Annotated in this window: 12 protein-coding genes; 7 read left to right on the forward strand and 5 right to left on the reverse strand. The window is 53.3% G+C overall.

Annotation, left to right across the window (positions count from 1 at the left end):
• Window positions 1-122: 122 nt before the first annotated feature.
• Entirely contained in the window at window positions 123-350 is a 228-nt protein-coding gene (locus tag ACHZB8_RS14205) for an LptF/LptG family permease (protein WP_316861293.1), read from the reverse strand.
• 351 nt (window positions 351-701) lie between these two features.
• Here ACHZB8_RS14205 and ACHZB8_RS14210 point away from each other — a divergent pair, with 351 nt between their 5' ends.
• From ACHZB8_RS14210 to ACHZB8_RS14220, 3 genes are all read left to right on the forward strand, one after another.
• Window positions 702-2,129 (forward strand): leucyl aminopeptidase, encoded by a 1,428-nt coding sequence (locus ACHZB8_RS14210; protein ID WP_394706203.1) that lies wholly within the window; start codon window positions 702-704, stop codon window positions 2,127-2,129.
• Between the two features lie 119 nt (window positions 2,130-2,248).
• Entirely contained in the window at window positions 2,249-2,716 is a 468-nt protein-coding gene (locus ACHZB8_RS14215; RefSeq protein WP_316861278.1) for a DNA polymerase III subunit chi, read from the forward strand.
• A gap of 188 nt (window positions 2,717-2,904) precedes the next feature.
• Window positions 2,905-3,837, forward strand: a complete 933-nt coding sequence (locus tag ACHZB8_RS14220; protein WP_316861279.1) for an L-lactate dehydrogenase — start codon at window positions 2,905-2,907, stop codon at window positions 3,835-3,837.
• 49 nt (window positions 3,838-3,886) lie between these two features.
• Here ACHZB8_RS14220 and ACHZB8_RS14225 read toward each other — a convergent pair whose 3' ends face one another.
• Entirely contained in the window at window positions 3,887-4,720 is an 834-nt protein-coding gene (locus tag ACHZB8_RS14225) for an aldo/keto reductase (RefSeq protein WP_316861280.1), read from the reverse strand.
• Between the two features lie 355 nt (window positions 4,721-5,075).
• On the opposite strand from ACHZB8_RS14225, the gene ACHZB8_RS14230 reads away from it, so the two are divergent.
• Window positions 5,076-5,768 (forward strand): hypothetical protein, encoded by a 693-nt coding sequence (locus ACHZB8_RS14230; protein WP_316861281.1) that lies wholly within the window; start codon window positions 5,076-5,078, stop codon window positions 5,766-5,768.
• A 3-nt stretch (window positions 5,769-5,771) separates the two neighbouring features.
• Here ACHZB8_RS14230 and ACHZB8_RS14235 read toward each other — a convergent pair whose 3' ends face one another.
• On the reverse strand, window positions 5,772-7,652 hold the full coding sequence (locus ACHZB8_RS14235) for an ABC-F family ATP-binding cassette domain-containing protein (protein WP_316861282.1): 1,881 nt from the start codon (window positions 7,650-7,652) through the stop codon (window positions 5,772-5,774).
• A 180-nt stretch (window positions 7,653-7,832) separates the two neighbouring features.
• On the opposite strand from ACHZB8_RS14235, the gene ACHZB8_RS14240 reads away from it, so the two are divergent.
• From ACHZB8_RS14240 to ACHZB8_RS14250, 3 genes are all read left to right on the forward strand, one after another.
• A complete protein-coding gene (locus ACHZB8_RS14240) occupies window positions 7,833-8,552 on the forward strand; it encodes a glutathione S-transferase family protein (RefSeq protein WP_394706201.1) in 720 nt (239 codons plus the stop codon).
• 202 nt (window positions 8,553-8,754) lie between these two features.
• Window positions 8,755-9,177, forward strand: a complete 423-nt coding sequence (gene ndk, locus ACHZB8_RS14245; RefSeq protein ID WP_316861283.1) for a nucleoside-diphosphate kinase — start codon at window positions 8,755-8,757, stop codon at window positions 9,175-9,177.
• A 167-nt stretch (window positions 9,178-9,344) separates the two neighbouring features.
• A complete protein-coding gene (locus ACHZB8_RS14250; RefSeq protein WP_316861284.1) occupies window positions 9,345-11,159 on the forward strand; it encodes a radical SAM protein in 1,815 nt (604 codons plus the stop codon).
• A gap of 45 nt (window positions 11,160-11,204) precedes the next feature.
• On the opposite strand, the gene purN is transcribed toward ACHZB8_RS14250, so the two are convergent.
• The gene (gene purN / locus ACHZB8_RS14255) at window positions 11,205-11,726 is read right to left on the reverse strand and encodes a phosphoribosylglycinamide formyltransferase (RefSeq protein ID WP_316861286.1); all 522 of its coding nucleotides are present in this window, start codon (window positions 11,724-11,726) and stop codon (window positions 11,205-11,207) included.
• On the reverse strand, window positions 11,668-11,814 hold the full coding sequence (locus ACHZB8_RS14260) for a hypothetical protein (RefSeq protein WP_316861288.1): 147 nt from the start codon (window positions 11,812-11,814) through the stop codon (window positions 11,668-11,670). The genes purN and ACHZB8_RS14260 overlap by 59 nt, the downstream gene beginning before the upstream one ends.
• Window positions 11,815-12,030 lie beyond the last annotated feature (216 nt).

Here is a 12,030-nt window from a genome sequence, read left to right on the forward strand (position 1 = left end):
AAGACTGATTCCCGGCTCCGATGAGCGTCGCGATGATGCCAAGGATGATGATTGGTTTGATGACAACCCAGGGCGGCGCGCTGGTGGCGTTGATGACCACAAGCTCGCTGTCCGCATTCAGGCTATTGAGCGTGTAGGCGGCGGACGATCAGAACGGCAAACGGGGCGATGACCATGACAAGGGTCGGCAGAACCAGAGATGTCATGGAAAAGAAGATCAGCAAGGTTTGGCCTTTGGACGTGACAAGATCCATGTCGCGCAACGCTTGCGTCAGCCAGACAATGGCGGTCAACACTGTCACCGTCATAAGGAAAGCCGTCATCGCGCGCGTGAATATGTATCGTTCAATTCAGGTTCATCGCTAGCCGTTCGGTGTTATCACTACACTATGGAAATATTGATAGAATATGGTTGATATATGACTTACGTGGGGATTCAGGCAAGCCAATTCCGCATGAGCGCGGTCTTGGAAATCGGAACTGTCGGAAAAATGCAACGCGCTTGCCGACTTGAACTTGGTTGCATATCGTCTCAAGATGCCCTTCACTCACGATTCCTTTTCCGTCTGTTGATGCTTTGCATTCTGATTTTCATTCACAGACTCAGTTTTCCTAGAACCGAAAGGTTTGATTTTCAATGTCCGAGCTACCGATTATCCGCTTTTCTTCGCTTGAGCTTCCCAGCTCGAATTCCTACTGTTCTGTTTGTTGGCAAGTCGCTTGTTCTGGGGCCAATTGGTGCACAACTTGACGAGGCAAGTGCCGGAGCCATTGGCCGAGCCATGAAAGCGGCCAGTTTCAAGGCGGATTTTGCCAAGAGCCTGGAAATCTTGGCCCCGGCGGGGCTGTCGATGGATCGCATTGTGCTGATTGGTGCTGGTGATGGTCTGCCCGGCGTGACCGATTTTCTGAAACTGGGCGGGGCTGCGATGGGAGCCCTCAAGGATGTCGAAGAGATTTCAGTGATTGCTGAGCTTGACGCCGCCGATATTGGTGCGGGAGCGTCCTCGCTCATCGCAATGGGTATGAAATTGCGGGCCTATGATTTTGATCGCTACAAGACCGAAAAGGGCCAGCCGAAAGAGCAGAAAGCCGCGTCCAATGTCGCTATTCTGTGTGCTGATGCCGATGGGGCTGAAGCGGCTTGGCAAGAAGATTGCGTTGTTGCCGATGGTGCCCTTCTGGCGCGGGATCTGGTCAATGAACCTGCCAATGTCCTTGGTCCGAAAGAGTTTGCTGCCAAGGCCAAGGCTCTTGAGGCTTTGGGGGCCAAGGTTGACATTCTCAAGCAGGATGAGCTTGAGGAATTGGGCATGAACGCTCTTCTTGGTGTGGCTCAGGGCTCTGTGCGCAAACCGCGCGTAGCGGTCATGAAATGGAAGGGGGGAGACAAGGACGCCGCCCCCGTGGTTTTCATTGGCAAGGGTGTTGTGTTCGACAGCGGCGGGATTTCCATCAAGCCAGCAGCTGGCATGGAAGACATGAAAGGTGACATGGGCGGCGCTGCTGCGGTGACGGGGCTGATGCATGCGCTTTGCGCCAGAAAGGCCAAGCTCAATGCGATTGGCATTATCGGCCTTGTCGAGAATATGCCAGATGGCAACTCCATGCGCCCCGGTGATATCATCACCTCCATGTCCGGTCAGACCATTGAAGTGGTCAATACCGATGCGGAAGGGCGTCTGGTGCTGGCGGACCTGTTGCATTATGCCAAGGAAAAGTTCGAGCCGCGTTTCATGATCAATCTGGCGACCCTGACCGGCGCGGTTGTCGTGGCGCTCGGCGCACACAATGCCGGGATTTTCTCCAACAGTGATGGTTTGTGCGAACAACTCAGTGCATCCGGTGAGCTGACCGGGGAGACGGTCTGGCGACTGCCGCTTGGCAAAGACTATGACAAGATGATCGATAGCAAATTCGCCGATATGAAAAACTCCGGTGGTCGCTGGGCCGGGTCGATTACTGCGGCTCAGTTCCTCAAGCGGTTTGTCGGAGATGTCGACTGGGTCCATATCGATGTTGCCGGAACGGCGATGGATTCTCCGAAAACCGAGATCTCACAAGGCTGGGCATCTGGTTTCGGGGTGCGGCTTCTGGACCGGCTCGTCAAGGACCATTACGAGAATTGATTGCCCGAGACGTCCAGTGACTCGCAAAAGGGTTCGGTTTATACCGGACCCTTTTGCAAAGCTTGGCGTTCATGCTAAGAATAACAGATTGATCATTCTGTCTTTTTCTGGATGTCCTGATGGCGTGCGAGATATTCTTCTATCATTTGCAGATGAGGCCGCTTGAAGCGGTCTTGCCTTTGCTTCTGGAAAAATGTCTGGAGAAAGGCTGGCGGGCCTATGTGCAAACCGGCAGTCAGGAACGGGCCCAGGTGCTTGATACCCATCTGTGGACTTTTCGCGAAGACAGCTTTCTTGCCCATGGCATGGCGGGCATGGCCCATGCAGACCTTCAGCCGATTCTGATTTCCTGCGATGGAGATTTGGCGCATAATGGCGCGGCGGTCCGCTTTTTTGTTGATGGCGCGAGGCCTGAGGATGACTTGTCGCTGCTTGAGGGATTGGAGCGCGCCATTCTGATGTTTGATGGCGGAAATGAAGAAGCCTTGCAATCGGCAAGGGGCAGCTGGAAGACGCTCAAAGCTGCCGGTTTTCCTGTAACTTACTGGCAGCAAACCTATTCGGGTGGATGGGAAAAGAAAGCCTGATCGTCGTGCTGGCTGACTTCAGGGCGGGATCCTGGGTGCGTTATTGCTCCTTTTCTGACAATTTTTCATAGCATGAATTTGAGCCATGCAATTATGCATTAAGGTTCTGCCATATTATCGGTGCTGTTTGGCGATTGTTTTTGCGATAAGCGGTTATGGCAAATCATCACTAATCGAGGAGAATGTGGATGAAAGTCGGAATTGTTGGTGCTGGCATGGTTGGCTCGGCGGCCGGATATGCGATTGCGTTGCGAGGTACGGCCAGTCAGGTTGTGTTTGTTGATTACAAACCGGAATTTGCAATTGCACAGGCTCAGGACATTGCTCATGCAACGCCTTTCGTCTCCTCGACACTGGTCTCTGCGGGGGACTATGACGCGCTCGAAGGGGCCGGGGTCGTGATCCTGTCAGCCGGCGTCGGGCAGAAACCGGGTGAGAGCCGGTTGGATCTTCTGTCCCGAAATGCGGAAGTCTTCAAACAGATCATTGGCAAGGTGCTGGCTGTTGCCCCTGATGCGCTTCTTATTGTTGCGTCCAACCCGGTTGATATCATGACGCAGATTGCCACCCGGCTCTCGGGGCTTCCCCCGCATCGGGTGATCGGATCGGGCACGATCCTTGATACGGCGCGATTCCGTCACCTGATCAGCAAGCATTTGCAGATTGCTCCACAATATGTTCATGCCTACGTATTGGGCGAGCATGGTGACAGCGAGATTCTGGCCTGGTCTTCGGCGCGGGCAGGGGCTTTGACCGTTGAAAAATTTGCCACATCCATCAACTCCCCCCTGACAGATGTCGTCAAGGCGGAGATCGAAGATGGCGTTCGCAATGCTGCCTACAAGATCATCAATGGCAAAGGGGCAACCTGGTATGGCATCGGGGCGGGTCTGGAACGGATCGTGCGGGCGATTGCCCAAAATGAGCGTCCCGTGCTTTCGCTTTCAACGGTTACCGCAGAGGTCGAAGGCGTCAAGGATGTCGCTCTATCCATGCCTCGCATTATCAGTCAGGACGGGATTGAAGCCGATCTCATGCCGGATTTGACGGACGAAGAGCATGCGGCTTTGGGCAAGTCGGCAGCCTTGCTCAAAAAGACACTTGATGCGCTCCATTTCTAGAGCGCATCATGGTTAAAATTGATCGGGAGGAGTGTTCGCTGCCGGTATCTTAAAGAATCTCGAGCGGTATCGGGCCGGACGGGCCGGGGAACAGGTGATCGAGTTCTGTCAGTGTTTCCTCGGACAGGTCTATTTCCAGGGCTGCGGCATTCTGCTCAACATGGGCTGGTGTGCCTGCCTTGGGAATGGCCAATACTCCTTTACGCGTCAGAAGCCATGCAAGCGCCAGCTGGGCAGCGGTGATCCCGAGATCTGATGCCAGTTTCTGCAAACCCTTGCTTTTGAGCAGTCGCGCCTGTTCGATGGGGGAATAGGCCATAATTGGCATATCATCCGCATTGGATTGCGGCAGGAAATCCCACTCGATGCCGCGCCGGGTCAAATTATACAGCACCTGATTGGTCGCGACGCGTTCCCCGCCTTGGGTGCTCAACAACTCAGCCATGTCATTCGGGTCGAAGTTGGATACGCCCCAATAGCGGATTTTGCCGGCTTTTTGCAGCTCTTCAAACGCTCCGATGGTCTCGGACAGCGGATTGGGGCCGGGCCAATGCAGGAGGTACAGATCAAGGTGATCGGTTCCAAGCCGCTTGAGCGACTGTTCGCAGGCCTCGATAGTCCCGCTTCTGCTTGCATTGTAGGGGAGCACTTTGGAGACAAGGAAAATCTCGTCCCGGATTGGCTCAATCGCCTCGCCGACCAGGCGTTCGGATTTTCCCGAGCCATACATTTCGGCAGTATCAATGACCTTGAGACCAAGTTCCACACCACGACGGAGGCTTGCGATTTCGTCCTTTTTGCTTGCTGCGCTATCGCCCATATACCATGTGCCCTGACCAAGGGCAGGGAGTTGCTCCTGTTTTGCAATCGTTATTGACTTCATTTGGTTCTCCTTCGGTGGCCTCTGGCATGTCGAAACAAAAAGAGCGTTTCATTGTGGTGGGCCCTGTTCGGTTCGGTCCCGGCGCTTAAGCGGTTCACCCTTTTTCTCACGAGGAGCCTTTGCTTTTCAAGCCCATAAGTCCTCTGAGGAACGCTGCCCGATCATACTGTCCCGGCGGGTCTGACTTTTTTGGGATGCGGTTGAACGCAATGTGCCGGGAAATTGACTTCAGGATGGAGAATAAGGGTCTGTATTGTCTTTGTATGCGCGTCTTTGGTTAGTACATGTGCATGGATTGTTTGAAGCGTTTGTTTTGGGCATCCTGTCGAAAATGACGTGTTCCAGGGAGTTTCTCATGAATAGAACAGCGCTCTTTCTTGTCGTTTCGGTCTTTTCCGCGGGTCTGTCCTGCACCGGTGCCTCGGCCATTACCATCAATTTCAAGGATGGGGTCTATGAGGGAAAATATATCCAGAGTGGAGAAAAGAAACTGCCTCACGGAACCGGAACCTTTCGTTTCAATAGCGGATCGGTATATTCAGGCGGCTTTTCCTGGGGCAAGATGTCAGGTCAGGCCACATTCCAATATAGCAACGGGACCAAGTGCCGGGGTGTCTTCAGTGATGGCAAGATCTCCGGTTTCGGGGTGTGTTCCTATTCCAACGGCAATGTGTATGAAGGCAATCTTGTTCGCAATATTCGAGAAGGTGAGGGCACCATCAAATTTCCCAGCGGTAACGTCTATCGTGGGCGTTGGTCAAAAGGCAAGTATAACGGGCAAGGCAAGATGTCATACGCCGACGGTGCATCCTATGTCGGGCAATGGAGAGATGGCAAACGGAATGGGCAGGGAACCTATTACGATACCAAGGGAAACCAGATCCGTGGCCATTGGGTGGACAATCAGAAGCATGGTGCCTTCTTTATCCAGATGACTTCGACCATGAAGCATTATTGTGGTCTTTACAGCAACGATCAGAAGGTCAAGGTTGTTCGCTTTTCAAACGGTACGGTGCAGTCCTGTTTTGATATGGCAAACCGCTGGTAGTCCTCAGTCTTCAATCTCTTCGGACATTTCCAGCCATTTTTCCTCGAGCTTTTCAAGGAGCGTGGCAAGATCAGAGCGATCTTTGGAAAGCTTGGCTCCTTTTTCGGGGAATTTGGCATAGAGATCCGGGTCGGCGAGCATGTCGTCGATCTTGCCGATACGCTCGCGGATCTTGTCCATGTCACGCTCTGCTGCTTGAATTTTCCGGCGCAAGGGAGCCTGTTCCTTGCGCTTTTCGGCCGCAGAACGACGTTTTTCCTGTGCCTGATTGATGTCGTTGGTGCTTGTCTTTTCTTTTTCCGTGCTATCCGGATTGTTGCGATTGGCAAGCAAAAGACGCCGATAGTCCTCCAGATCGCCATCATAGGGTTTGCAGGTTCCATCATGGACCAGCCAGAGACGGTCGACGCAGGCTTCAATCAGGTGACGGTCATGGGAGATGAGCAACACCGCGCCTTCATAGTCATTTATGGCATGAACCAGCGCCTCGCGGCTGTCAATGTCGAGATGGTTTGTCGGCTCGTCGAGGATGAGCAGGTTCGGGCCGTGGAAAGTCGCAAGACCCAGAAGCAGACGTGCCTTTTCTCCACCCGACAGGCTTTCTGCCGGAATATCCATTTTTTCGGTGCCCAGACCCATTTGCGCCACGCGAGCGCGAACCTTGGCTTCGGTGGCATCGGGCATGAGCACGCGGACATGCTCATAGGCGCTTTCCCTAGGCTTTAATTCATCCAGCTGATGCTGGGCGAAAAAGGCAATTTTCAGTTTGCCGGCACGGAAGATCTCGCCATCTTCGATTTTTAAACGATCCGAAATGAGCTTGGCAAAGGTCGATTTGCCGTTGCCGTTGGCTCCGAGCAGCGCCAACCGGTCATCGGGGTCTATGCGCAGGGACATGTTTTTCAAAACAGGCTTGTTCGGTTCATATCCGACCGATGCCTTGTCCAGTCTTATGATCGGTGGAGCCAATGCCTTTCCCGGATTCGGAAAGCGGATCGGTTTGATGTGATCTTCCATGATCGCGGCAATGGGTGTCATTTTTTCCAGTGCCTTGATGCGGCTCTGGGCCTGTTTTGCCTTGGTGGCCTTATAGCGGAAACGCTCGACGAAGGCCTCCATATGCTTTCGCTGTTCGAGCTGCTTGGTGCGCATTTTCTGCTGCAACTCGAGCTGCTCGCGACGGGTACGTTCGAAATTGTCATATCCGCCGCTGTAGGAGGTCAGTTTCAGCTGATCCAGATGGGCGATGTGATTGACCGCCTTGTTCAGAAGGTCGCGGTCATGACTGATGATCATGACCGTATAGGGATAGCGGGAAATATAGTTTTCAAGCCAGAGCGTGCCTTCCAGATCCAGATAGTTGGTCGGCTCGTCAAGCAGCAACAAATCCGGTTCGGCAAAGAGAATGGCTGCGAGCGCCACACGCATGCGCCAGCCACCGGAAAAGTCTGCTGTCGGGCGCTTTTGGGCCTCTGCATCAAAGCCAAGGCCATGCAGAATTGTGGCTGCCCGGGCTTCGGCGGAATGGGCATGGATGTCTGCCAGACGCAGCTGAATTTCTGCAATGCGGTGCGGATCGGTTGCCGTTTCCGCTTCGGCCAGAAGTTGGGTGCGTTCAATGTCGGCCTTGAGGACGAAGTCCAGCAGGCTTTCTTCGCTTGCTGGCGCTTCCTGGGCCACCTGTCCAATGCGGGCACCCTTGCGGATGGTCGCGCTGCCGCTCTCGGGACTGATATCGCCGACCAGCAATTTGAACAGAGTGGATTTACCCGTGCCATTACGCCCGACAAGCCCCATCTTGGCGCCTTCGGGAACGACAAGGGAGGCATTTTCAAACAGGGTTCGACCAGCGATGCGGTAGGTGAGATTATTGATATGCAGCATAATGGGTGCCTTGTGCCTCAATTCGATAAAGAAGGCAATCTCTTCCCACGCAAAGTTTCTCGCTGACACCTTTTGGCAACAGTGTTTTGGCTGGTGTCGCATGGTTGTTTCATCGCGCCTGCGGAGAAGGTGCAAATGTTTCAGTGAATTTTCTGGCCAAAGCCGGGAGAGAGCGTCACTATGCCACCCCGAGAGGAAGGCAAGGAGGATATTTTGGGTATCAAACTCTACGACTTATGCGGTCAGAACAGGGATCTGCGATTTTCACCGGCCTGTTGGCGCACCCGAATGGCGCTTGCTCACAAGGGGCTCGAGGTCGAAACCATACCGACATTGTTCACCGAGATCGGAGAGATCGAAGGAGGTGGGCAGACCACCGTTCCCGTTCTCAAGGATGGTGACCGGGTGATACGCGACTCTTTCGATATCGCGCTTTATCTGGAAGAGACCTATCCGGATCTGCCAAGCCTTTTTCAAGGGGAGGGTGGCAAGAAGACATCCTGTTTCATCGACCGGTGGTCCAACATGGTCGTCAACAGGCAATTGATCCGCCTTTGCATTCTGGACATCTATAACGGGCTTGACGAGAAGGATAAGCCCTATTTCCGTCAAAGCAGGGAGACGCGCTTTGGTATGCCGCTTGAAGAGATCGAGGATCGGTCGGCTCCACGCATCGAGGCCTTTCGAGACAGCTTTGCTCCCTTCAGGGAAGCTCTCAAGGCTCAAACCTTCATAGGTGGAGAAGCTCCGCTTTATGCGGACTACTGCATTTTCGGGTCTTTGCAATGGGGGAGAATGGTCTCTGACTTCACGTTTTTCGAAGAAAACGATCCTGTCTGCCAATGGTTCGAGTGTTGTCTTGATCTGTTTGATGGTTTGGGTCGTAATGCTAAAGTCTAAGTTATTCTCTCTGGGAGGGAATTATTGAGTGCTGGCCAAAAAAGTCCACATCAATTCTTGATGATGCTTGGGGTTTGTCTCGAATAGACTTGCGGACCCTCGTTGTGGCGGCTATACAGCAGAAAATTTTGTCTGCGCCATTCCGAGATGCTTGGTTTCTGTTTGGCGTGGGCTGTAATAATGACGGATAAGGGGAGAACCTATGGCAATTGAGCGGACATTTTCCATTGTCAAGCCAGATGCAACGCGCCGCAATCTGACCGGTAAGATTATCGCCAAGCTGGAGGAGGCGGGGCTTCGCGTGGTCGCTTCCAAACGCATTTTGATGACGCGGGCTCAGGCTGAAGGGTTTTATGCGGTTCACAAGGGAAAGCCATTCTTTGAGGGTCTTGTCGATTTCATGGTTTCCGGCCCCGTGATCGTGCAGGTTCTGGAAGGCGAAAATGCCATTCTGCGCAATAGGGAAGTCATGGGAGCCACCAATCCTGACAATGCGGACGCGGGAACCATCCGCAAGGAATTTGCGTTGTCCATGAGTGAGAATTCCGTTCATGGTTCTGACGCTCCGGAGACAGCGGCTCAAGAAATTAATTATTTCTTCTCAGACATAGAAATCGTGGGCTAATAGAAAATCATTTTCCGGGAATTTTGCGCAGAAATGGGCAAAAACAGGGCCGACTGCTACAGCAGTCGGTCTTTTTTTTTGTGATTCGACTTCGTTAAGCTTTGGACACAAATGTTGATTATTGTTTCTGAAATATTTCTAAGATGCTATCGGCAAAGGGGGACAGAATGCCGGAAGTCAAGGAAAAAGTCGTCGAACAGAAAGAAGCGGCAAAGGCGAATGTGTTTCACTTTGTGATGATCAAGCCCACCCATTACGATGATGATGGTTATCCCATTCAGTGGCTCCGTTCTGCCATTCCGTCAAACACACTGGCCACGCTGAACGGGCTTGCAGTTGCAGCCCAGAATGCCGGTGCGCTGGGGCCCGGTGTGGAAATGCGGCTTCATACCTATGATGAGACCAATCGGCGCATTCGGCCTGACAGGATCATCAAGGAAATCAAGAGTGATGGTGGTCGTGCCTTGATCGGAATGGTCGGGGTTCAGAGCAATCAGTTTTCCCGTGCCGTCGATTTGGCCCGTGTCTTTCTGGCTCACGACTTGCCGGTCTGTATTGGCGGCTTCCATGTTTCAGGCTGTCTTGCAATGCTTGATGACATGCCTTCGGAAATGGTGGAGGCGCAAGGAATGGGGATTTCCTTTTTCGCTGGCGAAGCCGAAAACGGACGGCTTGATCAGGTATTGCGCGACGCATGGAATGATGAGCTGAAGCCGATCTATAATTTCATGAATGATCTGCCCGGCCTTGAAAATCAGCCAACGCCTATTCTACCCTCGCGCCATATTGGTCGCACCGCAGGGGCCCATACCAGTTTCGATTTGGGGCGAGGGTGCCCCTATCAGTGCTCTTTCTGCACGATCATCAATGTGCAGGGGCGCAAGAGCCGGTATCGCAGCGCGGATGATCTTGAGGCCATTATTCGCGAGAATTACGCGCAAGGCATCAATCGCTTTTTCATCACCGATGACAATTTCGCCCGCAACAAGGCTTGGGAGTCGATGTTTGACAGGATGATCGAACTGCGCGAGCGGGACGGGCTCGATATCAAGTTCATCATTCAGGTGGATACGCTTTGCCACAAGATTGATCGCTTTATCGAAAAGGCAACAAGGGCAGGGGTCAATCGTGTCTTTATTGGACTTGAAAATATCAACCCGGACAATTTGCTGGCCGCCAAGAAGCGACAGAACAAGATCACCGAATATCGGGACATGTTGCAGCAATGGCGAGCCCATGGGGCGACTACCTATGCAGGCTATATCATCGGTTTTCCGGGCGATACCAAGGAATCCATTCTCAGGGATGTGGAGATCATCAAGCGGGAATTACCGCTCGATCTGCTCGAATTCTTCTATCTTACACCATTGCCTGGATCCGAAGATCACAAAAATCTCGTGGTCGAGGGCAAGTGGATGGACCCTGACCTCAACAAATACGATCTCAACCACCGGGTTTCCAAGCATTCCAAGATGAGTGATGAGGAATGGGACGAGGCCTATCGCGCAGCCTGGAATGCCTATTATACGCCTGAGCATATGAAAACCATTCTGAAGCGTGCCGCAGCCCACAAAAGAGGACGGCCGGGGAACAAGCTGTTCCTCATGTGCTGGTTCTATTTCATGCTGCGCTTTGAAGGCATTCACCCGTTGGAAGGAGGGTATTTCAGACTGAAATATCGCCAGGATCGCCGGCCTGAGATGCCAAGACAAAATGCGTTGGGCTTTTACCTCGGCTATGGCGCGGATATCATTCGCAAACATGTGCAATATGGTGTCGCGCTGGCGCAGATTCTTCCCGTCTACTGGCAGGTTAAGAAGAGCAAGGATCGCTATGATTACAGCGATCTTGCCATTTCTCCGATTGGCAACAATGAAACGGCCATGCTGGACATGTTCAATCAGACACGCGGGGGCACCGGCGAGGTAGAAAAGCAGCGCCGTCAAAAAGCTCTGATCGAGAGGACCCGGGCGGAAAGCTAGTCACCAAATGGGGCGCAGACAGGGCCTACAAGTGGCAACAGGACGCTAGTGGATGAGGGATTTTCCCTCATCGCTCTCTTGCTTGCCGTCATGCTCGATTAGCACGCGCATATCCTCGACCTTGACCTTGTCTCCGGCGACGAGGGCAAGCGCGTGGGGATAGATCTGGTGCTCTGCCTTGAGAATGCGGGTCGCAAGGCTGTCTTCGTCGTCACCATCCAGAACAGGAACTGCCGCTTGCGCGATGATCGGGCCTGAATCCATGTCAGCTCGCACGAAATGGACCGTGCAGCCTGCAAGGCGACAGCCTGCGTCGATGGCGCGGCGATGGGTGTGCAGGCCTTTGAAAGAGGGCAACAGAGAGGGATGGATATTCAACATTCTGTCATGCCATTTTTCGACGAAGCCGGGGGTCAGAATGCGCATGAAGCCAGCCAGCACGACCAGCTCAATGCTATGATCCTCAAGGATCTTCTGGATTGCCGTGTCAAAGGCTTCCCGGTCGCCCTTATAGGGGCGGTGGTCGACAACTGCCCGTCGCGATGCCTTGGCTGGCTGCCGTTTCAAGGCCCTTTGCGTCGGGATTGTTGGCCAGAACCAGCGAGATCTGCGCGGGGTAGTCCTCGGCCTTTGCGGCTTGCAGAATAGCGGTCATGTTGCTGCCACGCCCGGAGATTGAGAATGGCGGTGCGTTTCTTCTGAAGAGGCATGGATTTCACTCTCCAAAATCGATCATGCTGTCATAGATGACAGCGTCGCCGTCCCGTTTGGCCAGATATCCAAGCCGAATGGGGCTTTCTCCTGCCTGGGACAAATGAGCCACCACCTTGTCGGCCGCGTCGCTCTCACAGACCAAAATCATGCCGATGCC

The organism is uncultured Cohaesibacter sp., assembly GCF_963556055.3.
Taxonomy (GTDB): Bacteria; Pseudomonadota; Alphaproteobacteria; order Rhizobiales; family Cohaesibacteraceae; genus Cohaesibacter.